Origin of the sequence: Pseudomonas sp. R3.Fl, from assembly GCF_023516765.1 — a bacterium.
GTDB lineage: Bacteria > Pseudomonadota > Gammaproteobacteria > Pseudomonadales > Pseudomonadaceae > Pseudomonas > Pseudomonas citronellolis.
This window is the reverse complement of the sequence record NZ_JAMGSO010000001.1, coordinates 6,743,998-6,766,570: the sequence shown is the minus strand read 5'-3', so window position 1 is coordinate 6,766,570 and position 22,573 is coordinate 6,743,998. Positions and strand designations below refer to the sequence as shown.

General features: G+C 68.8%; 15 protein-coding genes. 12 read left to right on the top strand and 3 right to left on the bottom strand.

The features are described from left to right. The first annotated feature begins 247 nt into the window (after nt 1-247). From M8R19_RS29925 to M8R19_RS29905, 5 genes are all read left to right on the top strand, one after another. Nucleotides 248-730, top strand: coding sequence for a formate dehydrogenase subunit gamma (locus M8R19_RS29925; protein ID WP_074979427.1), 483 nt, complete (start codon nt 248-250; stop codon nt 728-730). Continuing rightward, nucleotides 724-2,286: a formate dehydrogenase beta subunit gene (locus tag M8R19_RS29920; protein WP_249919759.1), complete on the top strand. Its 1,563-nt coding sequence runs from the start codon at nt 724-726 to the stop codon at nt 2,284-2,286. The genes M8R19_RS29925 and M8R19_RS29920 overlap by 7 nt, the downstream gene beginning before the upstream one ends. After that, on the top strand, nt 2,283-5,162 hold the full coding sequence (gene fdhF / locus M8R19_RS29915) for a formate dehydrogenase subunit alpha (RefSeq protein ID WP_249919758.1): 2,880 nt from the start codon (nt 2,283-2,285) through the stop codon (nt 5,160-5,162). The genes M8R19_RS29920 and fdhF overlap by 4 nt, the downstream gene beginning before the upstream one ends. Next, nucleotides 5,159-5,380: a formate dehydrogenase subunit delta gene (locus tag M8R19_RS29910; protein ID WP_249919757.1), complete on the top strand. Its 222-nt coding sequence runs from the start codon at nt 5,159-5,161 to the stop codon at nt 5,378-5,380. The genes fdhF and M8R19_RS29910 overlap by 4 nt, the downstream gene beginning before the upstream one ends. Nucleotides 5,381-5,465: 85 nt before the next feature. Further along, nucleotides 5,466-5,864 (top strand): GFA family protein, encoded by a 399-nt coding sequence (locus tag M8R19_RS29905; protein ID WP_043266559.1) that lies wholly within the window; start codon nt 5,466-5,468, stop codon nt 5,862-5,864. A gap of 36 nt (nt 5,865-5,900) precedes the next feature. Here M8R19_RS29905 and M8R19_RS29900 read toward each other — a convergent pair whose 3' ends face one another. After that, a complete protein-coding gene (locus tag M8R19_RS29900; RefSeq protein WP_249919756.1) occupies nt 5,901-6,644 on the bottom strand; it encodes an SDR family NAD(P)-dependent oxidoreductase in 744 nt (247 codons plus the stop codon). A 393-nt stretch (nt 6,645-7,037) separates the two neighbouring features. Here M8R19_RS29900 and M8R19_RS29895 point away from each other — a divergent pair, with 393 nt between their 5' ends. From M8R19_RS29895 to M8R19_RS29870, 7 genes are all read left to right on the top strand, one after another. After that, a complete protein-coding gene (locus M8R19_RS29895) occupies nt 7,038-7,844 on the top strand; it encodes a substrate-binding periplasmic protein (protein ID WP_116423898.1) in 807 nt (268 codons plus the stop codon). 88 nt (nt 7,845-7,932) lie between these two features. After that, entirely contained in the window at nt 7,933-10,194 is a 2,262-nt protein-coding gene (locus M8R19_RS29890) for an OsmC domain/YcaO domain-containing protein (RefSeq protein ID WP_249919755.1), read from the top strand. 897 nt (nt 10,195-11,091) lie between these two features. Next, on the top strand, nt 11,092-13,116 hold the full coding sequence (locus M8R19_RS29885) for a ribonucleoside triphosphate reductase (protein WP_283939524.1): 2,025 nt from the start codon (nt 11,092-11,094) through the stop codon (nt 13,114-13,116). Between the two features lie 46 nt (nt 13,117-13,162). Next, the gene (gene nrdD / locus M8R19_RS33260; protein ID WP_009619575.1) at nt 13,163-13,309 is read left to right on the top strand and encodes an anaerobic ribonucleoside-triphosphate reductase; all 147 of its coding nucleotides are present in this window, start codon (nt 13,163-13,165) and stop codon (nt 13,307-13,309) included. Further along, nucleotides 13,306-14,004: an anaerobic ribonucleoside-triphosphate reductase activating protein gene (locus tag M8R19_RS29880; protein WP_249919754.1), complete on the top strand. Its 699-nt coding sequence runs from the start codon at nt 13,306-13,308 to the stop codon at nt 14,002-14,004. Before nrdD ends, M8R19_RS29880 begins: the two co-directional genes overlap by 4 nt. Nucleotides 14,005-14,947: 943 nt before the next feature. Then, nucleotides 14,948-17,263: a 5-methyltetrahydropteroyltriglutamate--homocysteine S-methyltransferase gene (metE, locus tag M8R19_RS29875; protein ID WP_249919753.1), complete on the top strand. Its 2,316-nt coding sequence runs from the start codon at nt 14,948-14,950 to the stop codon at nt 17,261-17,263. A 266-nt stretch (nt 17,264-17,529) separates the two neighbouring features. Further along, nucleotides 17,530-18,741, top strand: a complete 1,212-nt coding sequence (locus M8R19_RS29870; RefSeq protein WP_249919752.1) for an MFS transporter — start codon at nt 17,530-17,532, stop codon at nt 18,739-18,741. A gap of 49 nt (nt 18,742-18,790) precedes the next feature. Here M8R19_RS29870 and M8R19_RS29865 read toward each other — a convergent pair whose 3' ends face one another. Then, nucleotides 18,791-21,358 (bottom strand): excinuclease ABC subunit UvrA, encoded by a 2,568-nt coding sequence (locus M8R19_RS29865; RefSeq protein ID WP_249919751.1) that lies wholly within the window; start codon nt 21,356-21,358, stop codon nt 18,791-18,793. A gap of 98 nt (nt 21,359-21,456) precedes the next feature. Beyond that, on the bottom strand, nt 21,457-22,035 hold the full coding sequence (gene gfa, locus M8R19_RS29860) for an S-(hydroxymethyl)glutathione synthase (RefSeq protein ID WP_116423905.1): 579 nt from the start codon (nt 22,033-22,035) through the stop codon (nt 21,457-21,459). Between the last annotated feature and the right edge of the window lie 538 nt (nt 22,036-22,573).

Sequence of the window (22,573 nt, the reverse complement as noted above, 5' to 3'; positions counted from 1 at the left end):
AGGGAAGACGCCGGTCCAGGGCGCAGGTCGGTTTCAGGATGCGCCGGGTCGCTTGGGTGCAAACCCCGGGCGAGCAGGATGGCAAGCTTGCAGGATGCCCCCGGACCGGTGCGTCAAGACACCCGGCCGGCGGCAGGGATGGCGACCGGGTGAACCACGCAGCCGTGACGTGGACGGTACGCCGCAGCCGAAGACACCGGAGGTTTGCCGCCAAGGCAGGCCGGTCCGCGATGCCGAGGTACGCTGTATGCCTGATGAGACGCTTCACCTGCCCCTGATCCACGACGTGCTGGCACGCGAGAAGGACGCCCCCGGCGCCCTGCTGCCGATCCTCCACGCCATCCAGGACGGCTGCGGGTACGTTCCCGACCTCGCCGTCGCGGAAATCGCCCATGCCCTCAACCTCAGCCAGGCCGAGGTGCGCGGGGTGATCAGCTTCTACCACGACTTCCGCACCGCGCCGCCGGCGCGCCACACCCTGCGCCTGTGCCGCGCCGAGTCCTGCCAGAGCATGGGCGCCGAGCGCCTGGCCGCGCAGCTGCGCGAACAGCTGGCGCTGGACGACCACGGCACCAGCGCCGACGGCAGCATCAGCCTGCGACCGGTGTACTGCCTGGGCGCCTGCGCCTGCTCGCCGGCCCTGGAGCTGGACGGCCGGCTGCACGCGCGGCTCACCGCCGAGCGCCTGCGCGAGCTGGTCAACGGCTGCCTGGAGGATGGCGCATGCTGAAGCTCTTCCTCCCCCGCGACTCCGTCGCCCGCGCCGTGGGCGCGGAACAAGTGGCCGCCGCCCTGGCCCGCGAGGCCGAGCGCCGGCAACTGCCGCTGGAACTGCGCCGCACCAGCTCCCGCGGCCTCTACTGGCTGGAACCGCTGCTGGAAGTGGAAGACGCCGACGGCCGCCGCCTGGGCTTCGGCCCGCTCAGCGAGCAGGACGTGCCCGCCTTGCTCGATGCCCTGGCCACCGATGCCACCCCTCACCCGCTGGCCCTGGGGCCGGTGGAGGACATTCCCTACCTGAAGAGCCAGCAGCGCCTGCTGTTCGCCCGCGCCGGCATCACCCGGCCGCTGTCCCTGGAGGACTACCGCGCCCACGGCGGCTTCGAGGGCCTGGCGCGGGCCATCGCCCTGGACGGCGCCGAGGTGGTCGCCGCGGTGCTCGACTCCGGCCTGCGCGGCCGCGGCGGCGCAGCCTTCCCCGCCGGTATCAAGTGGCGCACCGTGCGCGAGGCCCCGGCCACGCCGAAATACGTGGTGTGCAACGCCGACGAAGGCGACTCCGGCACCTTCGCCGACCGCATGCTGATGGAGGGCGACCCCTTCCTGCTGGTCGAGGGCATGGCCATCGCCGGCCTCGCCGTGGGCGCCAGCCTCGGCTACATCTACGTGCGCTCGGAATACCCGGACGCCATCGACACCCTGGAGCAGGCCCTGGCCATCGCCCGCGCGGCCGGCTACCTGGGCGCCGACGTGCTGGGCAGCGGCCGCGCCTTCGACCTGCAGGTGCGGGTGGGCGCCGGCGCCTACATCTGCGGCGAGGAAACCGCCCTGCTCGACTCACTTGAGGGCAAGCGCGGCGTGGTCCGCGCCAAGCCGCCGCTGCCGGCCCTGCAGGGCCTGTTCGGCCAGCCGACGCTGGTGCACAACGTGCTCACCCTGGCCTCGGTGCCGGTGATCCTGGCCCGTGGCGCACAGTTCTACCGCGACTTCGGCATGGGCCGCTCGCTGGGCACCATGCCCTTCCAGCTGGCCGGCAACGTGCGCCACGGCGGCCTGGTGGAACGCGCCTTCGGCCTGAGCCTGCGCGAGCTGGTGGAAGGCTACGGCGGTGGCACCGCCAGCGGCCGCCCGCTGAAGGCGGCGCAGGTGGGCGGCCCGCTGGGCGCCTGGGTGCCGCCGGCGCAGTTCGACACCCCGCTGGACTACGAGGCCTTCGCCGCCATGGGCGCCATGCTCGGCCACGGCGGCGTGGTGGTGGCCGACGACAGCCTGGACATGGCCCGCATGGCCCGCTTCGCCCTGCAGTTCTGCGCCGAGGAATCCTGCGGCAAGTGCACGCCCTGCCGGCTCGGCTCCACCCGCGGCGTGGAGGTGGTGGACCGGCTGATCGACGCCACCGACCTCGGTGCGCGCGAGGAACAGGCGCGGCTGCTCGTGGACCTCTGCGACACCATGCAATACGGCTCGCTCTGCGCCCTGGGCGGAATGACTTCCTACCCGGTGACCAGCGCCCTCAAGCACTTCCCCGCCGACTTCGGTCTGGCGCATACGGAGGCCGACCAGTGATCAACCTCTTCGATCCCTCCACCGACATCGTCGACCTCGGCACCCCGCCCCGCGACAGCGAGGCGCAGGTCAGCCTGAGCATCGACGGCCGCGAGATCAGCGTGCCCGCCGGCACCTCGGTGATGCGCGCCGCCGCGCTGCTGGGCACCAGCATTCCCAAGCTCTGCGCCACCGACAGCCTGGAAGCCTTCGGCTCCTGCCGCATGTGCCTGGTGGAAATCGACGGCATGCGCGGCTACCCCGCCTCCTGCACCACGCCGGTGGCCGAGGGCATGGTGGTGCGCACGCAGACGCCGAAGCTGGCGACGCTGCGGCGCAACGTCATGGAGCTGTACATCTCCGACCACCCGCTGGACTGCCTGACCTGCCCGGCCAACGGCAACTGCGAGCTGCAGACCGTGGCCGGCCAGGTGGGCCTGCGCGAGGTGCGCTACGGCTATGCCGGGGCCAACCACCTGAGCGAGGCCAAGGACGTCTCCAACCCCTACTTCGACTACGACCCGAGCAAGTGCATCGTCTGCAACCGCTGCGTGCGCGCCTGCGAGGAAATCCAGGGCACCTTCGCCCTGACCATCGACGGCCGCGGCTTCGACTCGCGGGTGGCGGCGGCCGGCGGCGACGACTTCCTCGACTCCGAGTGCGTGTCCTGCGGCGCCTGCGTGCAGGCCTGCCCCACCGCCACGCTGATGGAGAAGAGCGTGGTGCAGCTGGGCCAGCCGGAGCGCAGCGTGGTCACCACCTGCGCCTACTGCGGCGTGGGCTGCTCGTTCCGCGCCGAACTCAAGGGCGAGCAGCTGGTGCGCATGGTCCCGGACCGCAACGGCCAGGCCAACCACGGCCACGCCTGCGTCAAGGGCCGCTTCGCCTGGGGCTACGCCACCCACCCCGAGCGCATCACCAAGCCGATGATCCGCCAGCGCATCAGCGATCCCTGGCAGGAAGTCAGCTGGGAAGAAGCGCTCGACCACGCGGCCGGCGAATTCCGCCGCATCCAGCTCAAGTACGGGCGTGACTCCATCGGCGGCATCACCTCCAGCCGCTGCACCAACGAAGAGACCTACCTGGTGCAGAAGCTGGTGCGCGCCGCCTTCGGCAACAACAACGTCGACACCTGCGCCCGCGTCTGCCACTCGCCCACCGGCTACGGCCTGAAGCAGACCCTCGGCGAATCCGCCGGCACCCAGAGCTTCGACTCGGTGATGCAGGCCGACGTCATCCTGGTGATGGGCGCCAACCCCACCGACGCCCACCCGGTGTTCGGCTCCCAGCTCAAGCGCCGCCTGCGCCAGGGCGCGCGGCTGATCGTCATCGACCCACGGCGCATCGACCTGGTGGATTCGCCCCACGCCCGCGCCGAGCTGCACCTGCAGCTGCGCCCGGGCACCAACGTGGCCATGCTCAACGCCCTGGCCCACGTCATCGTCACCGAGGGCCTGGTGAACCAGCGCTTCGTCGAGCAGCGCTGCGAGGCGGCGGACTTCGCCCACTGGCGCGACTTCGTCAGCCAGCCGCAGAACGCCCCCGAAGTGCTCGGCCCGGTGTGCGGCGTGCCCGCCGAACTGATCCGCGCCGCCGCGCGGCTCTACGCCACCGGCGGCAACGCGGCCATCTACTACGGCCTGGGCGTCACCGAGCACAGCCAGGGCAGCACCGCGGTGATGGGCATCGCCAACCTCGCCATGGCCACCGGCAACGTCGGCCGCGAGGGCGTGGGGGTGAACCCGCTGCGTGGGCAGAACAACGTCCAGGGCTCCTGCGACATGGGCTCCTTCCCCCACGAGCTGCCCGGCTACCGGCACATCTCCAACGCCGACGTGCGCAGCCAGTTCGAGCAGGCCTGGGGCGTGAGCCTGCTGCCCGAGCCGGGCCTGCGCATTCCCAACATGTTCGAGGCGGCCCTGGACGGCAGCTTCAAGGCGCTGTACTGCCAGGGCGAGGACATCGCCCAGAGCGACCCCAACACCCAGCACGTCACCGCTGCCCTGTCGGCCATGGAATGCGTGGTGGTGCAGGACATCTTCCTCAACGAGACGGCCAAGTTCGCCCACGTGTTCCTGCCGGGCAGCTCCTTCCTCGAAAAGGACGGTACCTTCACCAACGCCGAGCGGCGCATCTCGCGGGTGCGCAAGGTGATGGAGCCGCTGGGCGGCAAGGCCGACTGGGAAGCGACCATGGCGCTGTCCAACGCCCTGGGCTACCCGATGCACTACCGGCACCCGTCCGAGATCATGGACGAGATCGCCCGCCTGACGCCCACCTTCGCCCGCGTCAGCTACGCCGAGCTGGACCGCCACGGCAGCCTGCAGTGGCCGTGCAACGACGCCGCGCCCGACGGCACCCCGACCATGCACATCGACCAGTTCGTGCGCGGCAAGGGGCGCTTCATGCTCACCGGCTACGTGCCCACCGACGAGAAGGTCAACAACCGCTACCCGCTGCTGCTGACCACCGGGCGCATCCTCAGCCAGTACAACGTCGGCGCCCAGACGCGGCGCACCGGCAACGTCGCCTGGCACCCCGAGGACCGCCTGGAGATCCACCCCAGCGACGCCGAGAGCCGCGGCATCGCCGACGGCGACTGGGTCGGCGTGGGCAGCCGCGCCGGGCAGACGGTGCTGCGCGCCAAGGTCAGCGAGCGGGTGGCGCCGGGGGTGGTCTACACCACCTTCCACTTCCCCGAGTCCGGCGCCAACGTGATCACCACCGACAACTCCGACTGGGCCACCAACTGCCCGGAATACAAGGTCACCGCGGTGGAAGTGGTGCGCGTCTTCCAGCCCTCGGAATGGCAGAAGCGCTACCAGGCGTTCAGCGACGAACAGCGCCGCCTGCTGAAGGAACGCCGCCACGCCGAGAAAGCCGAGGTGCGCCGATGAGCATCGACAACCTGGTCAAGATGGCCAACCAGATCGGCCAGTACTTCGCCAGCGAAGCCGACCGCGAACTGGCCGTGCGCGGCGTGCGCCAGCACCTGCAGAGCTTCTGGACGCCGGCCATGCGCCACGACCTGGCGGCCTGGCTGGCGCAGCACCCGGAGGCCGACCTGCACCCGCTGGTGCAGGAGGCGCTGAAGGAGCCGGCGGAGAGCGCCTAGCGGGCACGCCGGGGGCGGCCAGGCTATGATGCCGTCCCCGACCGCTGGCGCGCCGGGTCTTCTTCCACCCCCGGGACGCGTGAACATGAGCGAAACCTTCCACGGCAGCTGCCTCTGCGGCCATATCCGCTACCAGCTGTCGACGCCGCCCAAGGCGGTCTCGCACTGCCATTGCAGCCAGTGCCGCAAGGGCCATGGCGCCGCCTTCGCCACCTACGGCAGCGTGCCGCGCAGCGCCCTGAGCCTGCAGGGCGCCGAGCTGCTGAAGACCTTCCACTCCTCGCCCTCGGTCAGCCGCCAGTTCTGCGGCCAGTGCGGCGCCACGCTGTTCTGGTCGGACAGCCAGGGCGACTACCCGGACTGGATCGCGGTGGCCCTGGGCACCCTGGACAGCGACTTCCACTGCGCCAGCCAGAAGCACATCTACACCGCGTCCAGGGCGAGCTGGTACGAGATCGACGGGCACTGGCCGCAGGAGCCCTGAGCGGCCTGCGCCGCGCGGGGGCGGCGCAGGCGGGTTTCAGCGCAGGGTGTAGCCGTTGTCGACGACTAGGTCCTGGCCGTGGATGCCGCGGGCCTGGTCCGAGAGCATGAAGAGGATCGCATCGGCGACCACCTCCGCCTCCAGGAAGCGGCCGTCCAGCAGGCGCCCGTTGACGCTGGCGGCGACCTTGCCCAGGGCCTCGTCGTCCAGCCCCAGGGTGCCCCAGATCGGCGTCGCCGTGGGCCCGGGCGACACGACGTTGACGCGGATGCCCTCGCCCGCCAGTTCCACCGCCAGGGTGCGCGCCTGGGCCTTGAGCGCCGACTTCGAGGCGATGTAGGCGGCCAGCCCCGGGAAGCTCACCTGGGACAGGAAGGTGCCGATGAACACCACCGAAGACGGCCGCGCCATCTGCCCGCGCAGGGCGGCCAGGGTGTTCAGCGCGCCGGCGCCGTTGACCGCCCATTGCCGCTGGAACGCCGCCTGGTCCAGGCCGTCGGCCAGTTGCGCGATGCCGGCATTGGGCAGCAGGTAGTCCACCGGCCCCAGTTCCCGGGCCAGGTCCGCCAGGCACTGGAGGTCCTCGGCGCGGGTGACGTCGCCGCTCAACCAGCACAAGTGGCCGCCGGCCTCGTCGAGTTCGGCCGGCGGCACCTCGCGCCGGGCCATGGCCACTACCCGGGTGCCCTCGCGCAGCAGCCGCCGGGCCACGGCCAGGCCGATGCCGGAACCGGCGCCGGTGATCACCGCAAGGGGGGACCTGGAATCATTGCTTGGCATGTACATGCTCCTGATGGTCGTCAGTGGGATACGCCTGGCGCGGGGATTCACACACCGGCGCCAGGAACCATCACCAACTTCCGTGCCAGGGTGAAACCCTCAGCTTTTCAAGGTGTTGAAAGCCACTGAAGTCATCATGACTCTCCGCACAGCGAGTTCTTTCGACTGCACGCAAGGTACTTCGGACTTGATGGCGACCCCGAGCGCCTACGCCTCTCCATTTCCGCCGGGCATTCTGCAACGTAGCGGCAGAGGGCTATCCTTCAGGTAATTCGGAAGGATTCTGCGACGTCGCCTGAGGGCGAATCCGCCGACCGAACGCTCCGGGGCGCGCACCGCCCCTCGGCAAGGGAGCCGCCGACTTCGCCACCCATTCCAGTTCCGGGAGCCGGTATGCCTTGCCAGCCCTTCGCCAGATTCGCCGTGTCCGTCGTCCGCGCCTGGCGCCGCTGCAGGCTGGGCGGCGGCCTGTTGCTGCTGGCATTGGCGGCCAGCGCCGGCGCCAGCGAACATGCGCCGCTGCGGGTGATGACCGACTACTGGCCGCCCTTTCGCATCGAAGGCGCCGACGGCCGCATCACCGGCCTGGACATGGACCTGCTGGCCGAGCTGGAAAAGCGCACCGGCCTGCGCTTCGAAGTGCACCGCGCGCCCTGGGCCCGCGGCCTGGCCGCCCTGCAGAGCGGCGCGGCGGACCTGATGACGGGCCTGGCGCGCACCCCGGAGCGCGAGCAGTACATCGACTACCTGCCGCAGCCCTACTACGCCTGCGCCCCGCGCCTGTACGCCTCGCCGCAGGAGGCGCCGCGCATCGCCCGCTACGACGACCTGCTCGGCCCCACCATCGGCTACGTGCTGGAGTCCGCCTACTTCGAACCCTTCGACTCCGACAAGCGCCTGAAGAAATTCGGCGTGAACAACGAGACGCAACTGCTGCAGATGCTCTCCCTCGGCCGACTGCAACTGGTGATAGGCACCGACTGCCAGGTGGACTACGAACTGCGCGACCCGCAACTGGCTAGGCAGATCGTGCGCACCCGCTTCCAGCCGGACAGCCGCACCGAGCTCTACCTCGGCTTCTCCCACCAGCGCCCGCTGACGGCCGAGCGCCAACTGATCGAAAGCGCACTGCGACAGATGCTCGACGAGGGCTGGGTGCAACGGGCGGCCGCGCGCTATCAGCGCACGGATGGGCAGTAGCGCGTCGGACGGGCGAACGGGCGGAGCGCTGCGCAAAACGCTTACAATGGCGGGTTATTCATCTCATTTTTTGTCGTGGTAAACCCGCATGGAAATAAAGGTTAATTTTCTCGATAACCTTCGGCTCGAAGCCAAGTTCGACGATTTCACCGTGGTGGCCGACCAGCCGATCCGCTACAAGGGCGATGGCTCCGCACCGGGTCCGTTCGACTACTTCCTGGCTTCGTCGGCGCTGTGCGCGGCCTACTTCGTCAAGCTGTACTGCCAGACGCGCAACATCCCCACCGACAACATCCGCCTGTCGCAGAACAACATCGTCGACCCGGAGAACCGCTACAAGCAGGTCTTCAAGATCCAGGTGGAGCTGCCGGCGGACATCTCGGAAAAGGACCGCCAGGGCATCCTGCGTTCCATCGAGCGCTGCACGGTGAAGAAGGTGGTGCAGACCGGGCCCGAGTTCGTCATCGAGGAAGTGGAAAACCTCGACGCCGACGCCCAGGCGCTGCTGATGCCCAGCGCCGACGCGGATTCGCGCACCTACATCCCGGGCAAGGACCTGCCGCTGGAGCAGACCATCGCCAACATGTCGGCGATCCTCGCCGGCCTGGGCATGAAGATCGAGATCGCCTCCTGGCGCAACATCGTGCCCAACGTCTGGTCGCTGCACATCCGCGATGCGCAGTCGCCGATGTGCTTCACCAACGGCAAGGGCGCGACCAAGGAAAGCGCGCTGGCCTCGGCGCTGGGCGAGTTCATCGAGCGGCTGAACTGCAACTTCTTCTACAACGACCAGTTCTGGGGCGAGGACATCGCCAACGCGCCCTTCGTCCACTACCCCGACGAGCGCTGGTTCAAGCCCAGCCGCCAGGACGAGCTGCCGGCGGAAATCCTCGACGCCCACTGCCTGGCGATCTTCAACCCCGACGGCGAGCTGCGCGGCTCGCACCTGTACGACACCAACTCGGGCAACGTGGCGCGCGGCATCTGCTCGCTGCCGTTCGTGCGCCAGTCCGACGGCAAGGTGGTGTACTTCCCCTCCAACCTGATCGAGAACCTCTACCTGAGCAACGGCATGAGCGCCGGCAACACCCTGGCCGAAGCCCAGGTGCAGTGCCTGTCGGAAATCTTCGAGCGCGCGGTGAAGCGTGAAATCCTCGAAAACGAACTGGCCCTGCCGGACGTGCCGCAGGAAGTGCTGGCCAAGTACCCCGGCATCCTCGCCGGCATCCGCGGCCTGGAGGAACAGGGCTTCCCGGTGCTGGTCAAGGACGCCTCCCTGGGCGGCCGCTTCCCGGTGATGTGCGTGACCCTGATGAACCCGCGCACCGGCGGCGTGTTCGCCTCCTTCGGCGCCCACCCCAGCCTGGAGGTGGCGCTGGAGCGCAGCCTGACCGAACTGCTCCAGGGCCGCAGCTTCGAAGGCCTGAACGACCTGCCGCAGCCCACCTTCGAAAGCCAGGCGCTGACCGAGCCGAACAACTTCGTCGAGCACTTCATCGACTCCAGCGGCGTGGTGTCGTGGCGCTTCTTCAGCGCCAGGGCCGACTTCGGGTTCGTCGAGTGGGACTTCTCCGGCCGGGGCAAGGAGTCCAACGCCGAGGAAGCCGCCACCCTGTTCGGCATCCTCGAAGACCTGGGCAAGGAAGTGTACATGGCGGTGTACGAGCACCTGGGCGCAACGGCCTGCCGCATCCTGGTGCCGGGTTACTCGGAGATCTACCCGGTGGAGGACCTGGTCTGGGACAACACCAACAAGGCGCTGGCCTTCCGCGAGGACATCCTCGACCTGCACCGCCTGGACGACGCCCGCCTCGAAGCGCTGCTGGAGCGCCTGGAAGGCTGTGAGGTGGACGACTACACCGACATCACCACCCTGATCGGCGTGGAGTTCGACGACAACACGGTCTGGGGCCAGCTGACCATTCTCGAACTGAAGCTGCTGATCCACCTCGCCCTGCAGCGCTTCGAAGAGGCCAAGGAACTGGTGGAGGCCTTCCTCCAGTACAACGACAACACCGTCGAGCGCGGCCTGTTCTACCAGGCCCTGAACGTGGTGCTGGAGGTGGTGCTGGACGACGAGCTGGAGATCGCCGACTACGAGGCCAACTTCCGCCGCATGTTCGGCAACGAGCGGATGGACGCGGCGCTGGGCTCAGTAGACGGCAGCGTGCGCTTCCACGGCCTGACGCCGACCAGCATGAAGCTGGAAGGGCTGGACAGGCACCTGCGGCTGATCGACAGCTACAAGAAACTGCACGCGGCGCGGGCCAGGCTGCAGCCTGTGCAGGACGGCGCCACCGACGCGGGAGGCGGCCTCAAGCCGCGGCGCGTGGCGATTCGCAAGCGCTGATGATGGGTATCGCTGCGCCGAGGGCTCTTCGCAGGATGGGTTGGTGTGTTTTCCTGTGACTGTAGGCATGAGGCTTAAGAGCGCCCTCTCCCTGAAGGGAGAGGGGACCGTTCGGTGTGCTTGGGTAGTTTGCAGTTAGCCGGCAAGCACCGTGGCTGCAAGCTGAAACCGCCCTCCTCTCGGCACGGACCAGCCCCCTCTCCCGCTTGCGGGAGAGGGGGCTCTTCGTAGGAGCGAGCTTGCTCGCGAACACACTCCGCTGCGGGGCTCATTCGCGAGCAAGCTCGCTCCTACGAGAAGCCATGCCACCGGACACCCCGGCGGCCCGGCCAACGGCGCATAACCGCGAACGGTCATGCGCCCTACGAACTCACCGGCTGACGCTGCATCATCCGCCCACACCGAACGGCCCCCTCTCCCGCTTGCGGGAGAGGGGGCTGGGGAGAGGGGCTCTTCGTAGGAGCGAGCTTGCTCGCGAACACACTCCGCCGCGGGGCTCATTCGCGAGCAAGCTCGCTCCTACGAGAAGCCGTGCCACCGGACACCTCGGCGGCACGGCCAACGGCGCATAACCGCGAACGGTCATGCGCCCTACGAACTCACCGGCTGACGCTGAACTATCCGCCCACGCCGAACGGCCCCCTCTCCCTCCGGGAGAGGGCTGGGGTGAGGGTACGGAGTCAACCCGACACACCGTAGCCACCCGCAAGCTCCGTTCGCGAGCAAGCTCGCTCCTACACAAACATCAGACCCAGCCGGTCAATACCTCCGATGGCGAAAACCCTCCGGCGCCGAACATTGACCGAGGTCAATCCTTTCCCGGGCGACGCCGTTAGATTCCACAACATATTGTTGTCTTGAAAATTAAAAACACATCATGTTGTGGAATCCAGCCCAATGACCCAGACACGGAACGCCCCTCTCCCCACCCGCCTGCGCAAGCGCAACGGCGCCGCCGCCCCCTTCGACCCGAGCAAGATCGAACGCGCCATCGCCGCCGCCGGCGAAGCCAGCGGCGAGTTCACCGCCGCCCATGCCCAGGCGCTGACGCGCCGCGTGCTGGCGCGCCTGCCGGAGCAGGGCGAGCTGGACGTGGAGCAGGTGCAGGACGTGGTCGAACGCATCCTCATGGAAGCCGCGCACTACCCCACCGCGCGGGCCTACATCGTCTACCGCGAGCGCCACGGCCGCCTGCGCCGCGAGCGCAAGACGCTGGTGGACGTCGCCGCGTCGATGAACGAGTACCTCTCGCGGGAAGACTGGCGGGTGCGCGCCAACGCCAACCAGGGCTATTCCCTGGGCGGGCTGATCCTCAACGTCTCCGGCAAGGTCACCGCCAACTACTGGCTGGACGAGGTCTACGACGAAGCCATCGCCGCCGCCCACCGCGAAGCCGACCTGCACATCCACGACCTCGACATGCTCGCCGGCTACTGCGCCGGCTGGTCGCTGCGCACCCTGCTCAACGAAGGCCTCAACGGCGTGCCGGGGCGGGTCGAGGCCGGGCCGCCGAAGCACCTGTCCAGCGCCCTCGGGCAGATGGTGAACTTCCTCGGCACCCTGCAGAACGAGTGGGCCGGCGCCCAGGCGTTCAGCTCCTTCGACACCTACCTCGCGCCCTACGTGCGCAAGGACGGCCTCGGCTACGACGCGGTGCGCCAGGCCATCCAGGAATTCATCTACAACCTCAACGTGCCGTCGCGCTGGGGCACCCAGACGCCCTTCACCAACCTGACCTTCGACTGGGTCTGCCCAGAGGACCTGCGCGAGCAGATCCCCTACGTCGGCGGCGAGGAAATGCCCTTCGCCTACGGCGAGCTGCAGGCGGAGATGGACCTGATCAACCGCGCCTACATCGAGGTGATGCAGGCCGGCGACGCCCACGGCCGGGTGTTCACCTTCCCCATCCCCACCTACAACATCACCCACGACTTCCCCTGGCACAGCGACAACGCCACGCGCCTGTTCGAGATGACCGCGCGCTACGGCCTGCCGTACTTCCAGAACTTCCTCAACTCGGACATGCAGCCCAACCAGGTGCGCTCCATGTGCTGCCGCCTGCAGCTGGACGTGCGCGAGCTGCTCAAGCGCGGCAACGGGCTGTTCGGCTCGGCGGAGCAGACCGGCTCCCTCGGCGTGGTGACGCTCAACTGCGCACGCCTGGGCTACCGCCACCGCAGCGACCTCGCCGGGCTCTACCGCCAGCTGGACTACCTGCTGGGGCTGGCCTTCGACAGCCTGGAGGTGAAGCGCAAGGTCATCCAGCAGCACATGGACGCCGGCCTCTACCCCTACACCAAGCGCTACCTGGGCACCCTGCGCAACCACTTCTCCACCATCGGCGTGAACGGCCTGCACGAGATGGTCCGCAACTTCACCGGCGACCGCGAAGGCCTGCACAACGAGGCCGGCCGGCAGATGGCGCTGGAACTGCTGGACCACGTGCGGGCGCGCCTGGTGGGCTTCCAGGAAGACAGCGGCCACCTCTACAACCTGGAGGCGACGCCCGCCGAGGGCACCACCTACCGCTTCGCCCGCGAGGACCGCAAGCGCCACCCGGACATCCTCCAGGCCGGCACGCCGGAAGCGCCCTACTACACCAACTCCTCGCAGCTGCCGGTGGGCCTCACCGACGACCCCTTCGAGGCGCTGGAGCTGCAGGACGCCCTGCAATGCAAGTACACCGGCGGCACCGTGCTGCACCTGTACATGGCCGAGCGCATCTCCAGCGCCGAGGCCTGCAAGACCCTGGTGCGCAACGCCCTCGGGCGCTTCCGCCTGCCCTACCTCACCGTCACGCCGACCTTCTCCATCTGCCCGGTGCACGGCTACCTCGCCGGCGAACACGAGTTCTGCCCGAAGTGCGACGAAGCCCTGCTGCAACAACGCGCCGCCAGTTGCTGCGGCAGCTGCGGCGGCTGAGCCGGCGACACCCCGCTTCACCAACCGCAAGAAAGGAGCTCTACCGATGAAAGCCAACCAACTGCCCGAAAGCCAACGCCAACGCTGCGAAGTCTGGACCCGCGTGATGGGCTACCACCGCCCGGTGTCGGCCTTCAACGCCGGCAAGCAGTCCGAGCACCGCGAGCGCTGCCACTTCCGCGAGACGCGATGAGCGCTGAGCTCAGGGTCGGGGGCCTGGTGCCCCTGACCACCCTCGACTACCCCGGCCTGCTGGCCTGCGTGTTGTTCTGCCAGGGCTGCGCCTGGCGCTGCCGCTACTGCCACAACCCGCAGCTGATCCCGGCGCGCGGCGAGGCGCAAATCCGCTGGGAAGACATCCTCGCCTTCCTCCAACGGCGCCAGGGCCTGCTGCAGGGCGTGGTGTTCAGCGGCGGCGAGGCGACCCTGCAAACCGCGCTGCCCGGGGCCATGGCCAGGGTGCGCGAGATGGGCTTGCGCACCGGCCTGCACAGCGCCGGCATCCAGCCGCGCGCCTTCGCCCGGGCGCTGCCGCACACCGACTGGGTGGGGTTCGACGTGAAGGCCCTGGCCGAGGACACCGACGCCATCACCGGCGTGCCCCGCAGCGGCCAGGCCAACTGGCGCAGCCTGGAGCTGCTGCTGGAAAGCGGCGTGGCCTATGAATGCAGGACCACGGTGCATTGGCAACTGTTCGACCTGGAACGACTGCGGCGCCTGGCCACGCGCCTGCGCGGGGTGGGCGTGGAAAACTTCGTGGTGCAGCTGGCCCGCAGCGGGCGCCAGCTCGACCCGCAACTCATTGCAACGCCGGCCCCGCACGGTGCAGCGGCACTGTGGGGCGAGCTGGAAGCACTGTTCCCGCGATTCGAATTGCGGGATGCCTAGCGAGTTCCTGCTCGCGGAGGGTGTTCGCCGGTTGCCGAAAATCGCGGACGGAGTCCGCTCCTACGCTATCCCACCCACGCCATTCCCCTGTAGGAGCGCGCCCTGCGCGCGATTCGCGGGCAGGGCCCGCTCCTACAAGGAGACTCGGCGCAAGAGGCCGAACGGTAGGAGCAACTGTCTTGCCGGCTGCGCCAAGGTGCGCCTCAACGGATGGGTTAAGCCTTGGCGAAACCCATGCGGTCGTGGTGATGGGTATCGCTTCGCTCAACACCATCCTACGGGTCTTGTGTTTGCCGGAGGGCGTAGGAGCGGACCTTGTCCGCGATAGCCGGGAATTCCGGCGCGGTTCGCGGATGAGATCCGCTCCTACGCTGCGCCACTCACGCCATTCCCATGTAGGAGCGCGCCCTGCGCGCGATTCGCGGGCAGGGCCCGCTCCTACAAGGAGACTCGGCGCAAGAGGCCGAACGGTAGGAGCAACTGTCTTGCCGGCTGCGCCAAGGCGCTTTTCGTAGGATGGGTTGAGCCTTGGCGAAACCCATGCGGTCGTGGTGATGGGTATCGCTTCGCTCAACGCCATCCTACGGGTCTTGTGTTTGCCGGAGGGCGTAGGAGCGGACCTTGTCCGCGATAGCCGGGAATTCCGGCGCGGTTCGCGGATGAGATCCGCTCCTACGCTGCGCCACTCACGCCATTCCCATGTAGGAGCGCGCCCTGCGCGCGATTCGCGGGCAGGGCCCGCTCCTACAGGGAGGCTCGGCGCAAGAGGCCGAACGGTAGGAGCGGATTCATCCGCGATCCGGGGGAAAGCTCCAGCGCCAAGGTAGATGACGAAGCTCGATCATGAGTAAAACTTGATTTCATCGTAAATAAATTGAGTTTGTCTCATGAACCGTCGACCCCGAGAATCCCTCCACTGGTTTTTCAATGGAGAGATTCACCCATGGCATTGGCCCACAACCTCGGCTTCCCGCGTATCGGCCGGGACCGCGAACTGAAGAAAGCCCTGGAAGCCTTCTGGAAAGGCGAGCTGGACGAAGCCGGCCTGCGCGCCGTCGGCAAGCAGCTGCGCGCCACCCACTGGCAGGCGCAGAAGGATGCCGGCATCGAGCTGCTGCCGGTGGGCGATTTCGCCTGGTACGACCAGGTGCTGACCCACTCGCTGACCTTCGGCGTCATCCCCGAGCGCTTCCGCGGCCATGGTGATGCCAAGCCGACCCTGCAGACCCTCTTCGGCATGGCCCGTGGCGTCACTGACAGCTGCTGCGGCGGCGCCCATGCGCAAGAGATGACCAAGTGGTTCGACACCAACTACCACTACCTGGTCCCCGAGTTCACTGCCGACCAGCAGTTCGCGCTGAGCTGGGAACAGCTGTTCGAAGAGGTCGACGAGGCCAAGGCCCTCGGCCACAACGTCAAGCCCGTGGTGATCGGCCCGCTGACCTACCTGTGGCTGGGCAAGACCAAAGGTGCTGATTCTGAAACGAACAGCTTCAACAAGCTCGACCTGCTCGACCGCCTGCTGCCGCTCTACGGGCAGATCTTCCGCCGCCTGGCCGCACAGGGCGTGGAATGGGTGCAGATCGACGAACCGATCCTGGTCCTCGACCTGCCCCAGGACTGGAAGAACGCCTTCGAGCGCGCCTACAACCTGCTGCAGGGCGAGCCGCTGAAAAAGCTGCTGGCCACCTACTTCGGCGGCCTGGAAGACAACCTCGGCCTGGCCGCGAACCTGCCGGTCGACGGCCTGCACATCGACCTGGTGCGCGCGCCGGAACAGTTCCCGAGCATCCTCGACCGCCTGCCGGCCTACAAGGTCGTGTCGCTGGGCCTGGTCAACGGCCGCAACGTCTGGCGCTGCGACCTGGAAAAGGCCCTGGACGTGGTGCGCCACGCCCAGGAACGCCTCGGCGAGCGACTGTGGCTCGCGCCGTCCTGCTCGCTGCTGCACAGCCCGGTGGACCTGGAACGTGAAGACAAGCTGGATGCCGAGCTGAAGAGCTGGCTGGCCTTCGCCGTGCAGAAGTGCGCCGAAGTTTCCGTGCTGGCCCGCGCCGCCACCGAGCCGCAGGCCGCCGACGTGGTTGCCGCCCTGGAGCAGAGCCGCGCCGTACAGGCCAGCCGCGCCGCCTCGCCGCGCATCCACAAGCCGGCCGTGCAGGCCCGCCTGGCCGCCATCCAGCCGGCCGACGCCCAGCGCCATTCCGCCTTCGCCGAGCGCATCGCCAAGCAGCGCGCCGGCCTGGACCTGCCGGCCTTCCCCACCACCACCATCGGCTCCTTCCCGCAGACCTCGGCCATCCGCCTGGCGCGCCAGTCGTTCAAGCAGGGCAAGCTGAGCGAGGCCGAGTACACCGAGGCCATGCACAGCGAAATCCGCCACGCCGTGCAGATCCAGGAAAACCTGGGCCTGGACGTGCTGGTACACGGCGAAGCCGAGCGCAACGACATGGTCGAGTACTTCGCCGAGCAGCTCGACGGCTACGTCTTCACCCGCTTCGGCTGGGTGCAGAGCTACGGTTCGCGCTGCGTGAAGCCGGCGGTGATCTACGGCGACCTGAGCCGCCCGAAGGCCATGACCGTGGAGTGGATCACCTACGCCCAGAGCCTCACCGGCAAGGTGATGAAGGGCATGCTGACCGGCCCGGTGACCATGCTGATGTGGTCCTTCCCGCGCGAGGACGTGCCCCGCGAAGTCCAGGCGCGCCAGCTGGCCCTGGCCATCCGCGACGAAGTGGTGGACCTGGAGGCCGCCGGCATCAGGATCGTGCAGATCGACGAAGCCGCCTTCCGCGAAGGCCTGCCGCTGCGCAGGAGCGCCTGGGCGCACTACCTGGAATGGGCCACCGAGGCCTTCCGCCTATGCGCCTCGGGCGTGCGCGACGAAACCCAGATCCACACCCACATGTGCTACAGCGAGTTCAACGACGTGATCGAATCCATCGCCGCCATGGACGCCGACGTGATCACCATCGAGACCTCGCGTTCGGACATGGAGCTGCTGGAGGCCTTCGAGAAGTTCGACTACCCGAACGAGATCGGCCCGGGCGTGTACGACATCCACTCGCCGCGGGTGCCGAGCCGGGAAGAGATCGTCAAGCTGCTGCGCAAGGCGGCCCAGCGCATCCCCGCCGAGCGCCTGTGGGTGAACCCGGACTGCGGCCTGAAGACCCGCGCCTGGCCGGAGACCGAAGCGGCGCTGGTGAACATGGTCGCGGCGGCCCGCGAGCTGCGCAACGACCTCGCCGCGCTGGCCTGATCCACCCGCCATGGTGATGGGTATCGCTTCGCTCGACCCATCCTACGGTCAATGACGAAACGGGACGCCTGGCGTCCCGTTTTGCCTTGCGCTCCCCGCGCGTTGCAGCCCCCCTACGGCGGCCTGCCCGAAACGAATTGCCCGTTTCTCGATATCCGACGTCCGAAACTCGCAAGACGGACGGACACGTACTGCCTAGCATAGGGCCTCCGCCAAAAACGATGGCCGCGCCAGCGAGCCGGCCGCCCCTTGCTGCCCGGAGTCCCATGTCCACTACTGCCGCCCCCACGGCTGCCGCGTCCGTCGCCAGCCAAGCAAGCCCCCTGGTCATGCGCGTGATCGGCGCCTGCGCCCTGGCCCATCTGATCAACGACCTGATCCAGGCGGTGCTGCCGTCGATCTACCCGGTGCTCAAGGCCAACTACGGGCTGAGCTTCACCCAGGTCGGCCTGATCACCCTGACCTTCCAGCTGACCGCCTCGCTGCTGCAACCCTGGGTGGGCTACCACACCGACCGCCATCCCAAGCCCTGGCTGGCGCCGGCCGGCAGCGTCTGCACGCTGATCGGCATCCTCCTGCTGGCCTTCGTCGGCAGCTTCCCGGCCATCCTCCTGGCCTCGGCGCTGGTGGGCATCGGCTCCTCGACCTTCCACCCGGAAACCTCGCGCATCGCGCGCCTGGCCTCGGGCGGGCGCTACGGCCTGGCGCAGTCCACCTTCCAGGTCGGCGGCAATGCCGGCAGCGCCTTCGGCCCGCTGCTGGCCGCGGCCATCATCGTGCCCTACGGCCAGGGCCACGTGGCCTGGTTCGGCCTGTTCTCGGTGTTCGCCATCGGCGTGCTGTACGGCCTCAGCCGCTGGTACCGCAACCACCTGAACCTGTTCAAGCTCAAGCAGGGCGGCAAGGCCACCCACGGCCTGTCCAAGGGCCGGGTCAACACCGCGCTGGTGGTGCTGGCGCTGCTGGTGTTCTCCAAGTACTTCTACATGGCCAGCTTCACCAGCTACTTCACCTTCTACCTGATCGAGAAGTTCCAGCTCTCGGTGGCCAGCTCGCAGCTGTACCTGTTCCTGTTCCTCGGCGCGGTGGCCGCCGGCACCTTCTTCGGCGGCCCGGTGGGCGACCGCGTCGGGCGCAAGACGGTGATCTGGTTCTCGATCCTCGGCGTGGCCCCCTTCACCCTGGCCCTGCCCTACGTCGACCTGTTCTGGACCGGCGTGCTGAGCATGATCATCGGCTTCATCCTCGCCTCGGCGTTCTCCGCCATCGTGGTGTTCGCCCAGGAGTTGGTGCCCGGCAACGTCGGCATGATCGCCGGGGTGTTCTTCGGCCTGATGTTCGGCTTCGGCGGCATCGGCGCCGCCCTGCTCGGCCACCTGGCCGACATCCACGGCATCGAGTACGTGTACAAGCTGTGCTCCTACCTGCCGCTGCTGGGCTGCCTGACTATCCTGCTGCCCTCCACCAAGCGGGCCTGACGGCGCGAAGGCGCTCGAAGGAGCACCTTCTGCGCCGGCGGTTCCGCCCTCAGCGCCTTGCGCGCCGCGTGCTCGCCGCGCAGCGCGCCAGTTCCGCGGCGAGATAGGCCGCGGTCCTGCTACCCTTCGCCCGCGCCAGCTGTTGCGGGGTGCCGCTGGCCACCACGCGGCCGCCGGCCTGGCCGGCGCCCGGGCCCACGTCGATCACCCAGTCGGCCTGGCTCACCACGCGCATGTCGTGTTCGATCATCACCACGCTGTTGCCGGCATCGACCAGCCGCTGCAGTTGCAGCATCAGCCGGTCGATGTCCGCCACGTGCAGGCCGGTGGTGGGCTCGTCCAGCACGTACAGGCTGCAGCCGCGCTGGCTGCGTTGCAGTTCGGTGGCCAGCTTGATGCGCTGCGCCTCGCCGCCGGACAGCTCGGTGGCCGGCTGCCCCAAGCGCAGGTAGCCCAGGCCGATCTCGCGCAGCAGGCGCAGCGGGCGCGCCACCGCGTCCTCCTCGGCGAAGAAATCGCCGGCCTCCTCCACCGTCATGCCCAGCACCTCGGCGATGTTGCGGCCGTTCCAGCGCACCTGCAGCGTCGCCTCGTTGTAGCGGGCGCCGTGGCAACTGGGGCATGGCGCATACACGCTGGGCATGAACAGCAGTTCCACGCTGACGAAGCCCTCGCCCTCGCAGGTGTCACAGCGCCCCTTGGCCACGTTGAACGAGAAGCGCCCGGCGTCGTAGCGGCGGCGGCGCGCATCGGGGGTGGCGGCGAACAGCTTGCGCACGTGGTCGAACAGGCCGGTGTAGGTGGCCAGGTTGGAACGCGGCGTGCGGCCGATGGGCTTCTGGTCCACCTGCACCACGCGCTGCACCGCCGCCAGGTCGCCGGCCAGGTGGCCGCCGGTGCTTTCGAGGATCGCCGGGCCCTCCTCGGTGGCTTGCGCGCTGTCCTCCTCGGGCTCGTGCCCCAGGTGCGCCAGCATCAGCTCGGGCAGTGCCTGGGCGATGAGGCTGGACTTGCCCGAACCGGAGATGCCGGTGACCGCGGTGAGCACGCCCAGCGGAATGCGCGCGTCCACCCCGCGCAGGTTGTGCCGGTGGATGCCGCGCAGCTCCAGCCAGCCGGCGGCCTCGCGCCCGTGGCTGGGCGGCGCGGGAATCTCGTCGAACAGGTAGCGGGCGGTGCGCGACTCCGCCACCGCGCGCAGGCCCGCCGGGACGCCGCTGTAGAGCACCCGGCCGCCGCGCTCGCCGGCGTCGGGCCCGACGTCCACCAGCCATTGCGCGCGGCGCATCAGCTCCAGGTCGTGTTCCACCACGAACACCGAGTTGCCGGCGTCGCGCAGCCTGTCCAGGGCGTCGTACAGGGCCTGGCTGTCGGAGGGGTGCAGCCCGGCCGACGGCTCGTCGAGCACGTAGACCACGCCGAACAGCATGGAACTCAGCTGCGTGGCCAGCCGCAGGCGCTGCAGCTCGCCGGTGGACAGGCTCGGCGTGGCGCGGTCCAGGCTCAGGTAGCCCAGGCCCAGTTGCTGCAGCGTGCGCAGCCGTGCCACCACGCCCTCGGCCAGGCGCCGCGCCGCCAGCTGCTTCTCTTCCGAAAGCGCAGCGCCGGGCTGGGCGCGGAAGTCGCCCCGGGCGATGGGCTCCAGCAGCGCCGCCACCTGGTCCAGGGGCAACTGCGCCAGCGCGCCTATGTCCACCCCGCCGAAGGTCACCGCCAGCGCCTCGGCCTTGAGCCGCTTGCCGCCGCACGCCGGGCACGGCCGGCCCTCCATGAAGCGCGACACGCGCCTTCTCATCAGGGCGCTCTGGGTGCTGGCGAAGGTGTGCAGCACATAGCGCCGCGCGCCGGTGAAGGTGCCCATGTAGCTGGGCTCCTGCTTGCGCTTGAGCGCGATGCGGGTCTCGGCGGGGGTGAGGCCGGCATACACCGGCGCCGTGGGCGTTTCCTCGGTGAAGAGAATCCAGTCGCGGTCCTTCTTCGGCAGGTCGCGCCAGGGCCGGTCGACGTCGTAGCCCAGGGTGACGAGGATGTCGCGCAGGTTCTGCCCGTGCCAGGCCGGCGGCCAGGCGGCGATGGCCTTCTCGCGGATGCTCAGCGACGGGTCCGGCACCATCAGCGCCTCGGTCACCTCGTACACGTGGCCCAGGCCGTGGCAGGCCGGGCAGGCGCCCTGCGGCGTGTTCGGCGAGAAGTCCTCGGCGTACAGCAGCGGCTGGCCCGGCGGGTAGCTGCCGGCGCGTGAATACATCATCCGCACCAGGCTGGACAGGGTGGTCACGCTGCCCACCGAGGAGCGCGCGTTGCTGGCGCCGCGTTGCTGCTGCAGCGCCACCGCCGGGGGCAGCCCGTCGATGGCGTCGACGTCCGGCACGCCCACCTGGTCGATCAGGCGCCGGGCATAGGGCGCCACCGACTCGAAGTAGCGCCGCTGCGCCTCGGCGTACAGGGTGCCGAACGCCAGCGAGGACTTGCCGGAGCCCGACACGCCGGAGAACACCACCAGCGCATCGCGCGGGATGGCGACATCCACGTCCTTGAGGTTGTGCTCGCGCGCGCCGCGCACTTCGACGAAACCGCTGGCGCCGGGGGCGCCGGCCGGGGGCTTGCTGTGGGGCATGGGGACGGACTCGGGGCTCTGTTGGCCAGGAGTATGCCTGAGGAGGCCCGCGTTGACCGAGGGCCTCTATCAGGTGGCCGGCCGCCCCGGCGCCGGCGTCAGGCCTCGCGGTAGGTGCCCTTCTGCTTGGCGGCGTGGGTGGCCAGGGCGTCCATCAGCGGCGGCGACAGGCAGTCATAGGGCTCCAGGTTGAGTTCGCGCAGGCGCTGGCGGATGGCGTCCATCTGCGCCGGCGGGGTGCCGCTCTCGATCACCGAAGAGACGAAGGCGGCGAAGCCCGGCGCCGACCAGCCCTCCTGCGGGGACAGTTCGGTATGCACGAAGTCCAGGCCGTAGAAGGCGTGCCCCGTGTTCTCGATGCGCCCGAACAGGTGCGCGCCGCACTCGCGGCAGGCATGGCGCTGGATGACGGCGCTCTCGTCGACGATCTGCAGCTTCTCGGGGTGGGCCACCACGCTGACCTTGTCCCGCGGCACCACCGCGACCACCGAGAAGGTCGCCCCCGCGGGCTTCCAGCACTTGGTGCAGCCGCAGGCGTGGTTGTGCAGCGTCTGGGCGCCGACCGCGACCTCCACCTTGTCGGTCGCGCACAGGCATTGCAGGGTGCCGCCGGCGAAATCGGCGCGGGCCGGGCGGATGCCGTTGTCCAGCGAGGGGTGAATGTGAATCGCGCTCATGGGGTTGACCTCCTGGCGTTCGCTGCGCCAGGGCCGGCACGGCGACATGCCATGCCGCGAAGCCCTGGCGGTCGAAATGGGTGGCACGGGCCATCGATGGATTTTCCCGCCAAACACGCGGCTCCGGGAGCGGGCCAGATATCCGGTAGGCGTCCGGCGTGGCCGGTGAGTCCAATCGCGGACGGAGTCCGCTCCTACGCTGTTTTCTGGGTTATTCCCCTTCGGGCCAGCGCAAGCGCTGGCCCGAAGGGGAATAACCCAATAGACAACTCCGTGATGTGGTAGGAGCGGGCCCTGCCCGCGATTCGCGCGCAGGGCGCGCTCCTACAGGGGAATACCATAGGTAAACACCGCTTTTCGTAGGAGCGAGCTTGCTCGCGAACGTGCCCCGCTGCGGAGTCGGTTCGCGAGCAAGAACTAGGCGTCCCCCTCGCTCCTACGAAGAGCATCTCTGCAGCATAGTTGCCAGGCAGCGGAACCGTAGGATGGGTTGAGCGAAGCGATACCCATCACCACGGCCCGATGGGTTTCGCAAGCT

Excerpts from the sequence above, each read along its gene's own strand:
- M8R19_RS29895 (WP_116423898.1), top strand. The coding sequence starts at position 7,038 with ATGCCTTGCCAGCCCTTCGCCAGATTCGCCGTGTCCGTCGTCCGCGCC.
- M8R19_RS29925 (WP_074979427.1), top strand. The coding sequence starts at position 248 with ATGCCTGATGAGACGCTTCACCTGCCCCTGATCCACGACGTGCTGGCA.
- M8R19_RS29870 (WP_249919752.1), top strand. The coding sequence starts at position 17,530 with ATGTCCACTACTGCCGCCCCCACGGCTGCCGCGTCCGTCGCCAGCCAA.
- M8R19_RS29900 (WP_249919756.1), bottom strand. The coding sequence starts at position 6,644 with ATGCCAAGCAATGATTCCAGGTCCCCCCTTGCGGTGATCACCGGCGCC.
- M8R19_RS29920 (WP_249919759.1), top strand. The coding sequence starts at position 724 with ATGCTGAAGCTCTTCCTCCCCCGCGACTCCGTCGCCCGCGCCGTGGGC.
- M8R19_RS29880 (WP_249919754.1), top strand. The coding sequence starts at position 13,306 with ATGAGCGCTGAGCTCAGGGTCGGGGGCCTGGTGCCCCTGACCACCCTC.
- M8R19_RS29890 (WP_249919755.1), top strand. The coding sequence starts at position 7,933 with ATGGAAATAAAGGTTAATTTTCTCGATAACCTTCGGCTCGAAGCCAAG.
- gfa (WP_116423905.1), bottom strand. The coding sequence starts at position 22,035 with ATGAGCGCGATTCACATTCACCCCTCGCTGGACAACGGCATCCGCCCG.
- M8R19_RS29885 (WP_283939524.1), top strand. The coding sequence starts at position 11,092 with ATGACCCAGACACGGAACGCCCCTCTCCCCACCCGCCTGCGCAAGCGC.
- M8R19_RS29865 (WP_249919751.1), bottom strand. The coding sequence starts at position 21,358 with ATGCCCCACAGCAAGCCCCCGGCCGGCGCCCCCGGCGCCAGCGGTTTC.
- metE (WP_249919753.1), top strand. The coding sequence starts at position 14,948 with ATGGCATTGGCCCACAACCTCGGCTTCCCGCGTATCGGCCGGGACCGC.
- nrdD (WP_009619575.1), top strand. The coding sequence starts at position 13,163 with ATGAAAGCCAACCAACTGCCCGAAAGCCAACGCCAACGCTGCGAAGTC.
- M8R19_RS29910 (WP_249919757.1), top strand. The coding sequence starts at position 5,159 with ATGAGCATCGACAACCTGGTCAAGATGGCCAACCAGATCGGCCAGTAC.
- M8R19_RS29905 (WP_043266559.1), top strand. The coding sequence starts at position 5,466 with ATGAGCGAAACCTTCCACGGCAGCTGCCTCTGCGGCCATATCCGCTAC.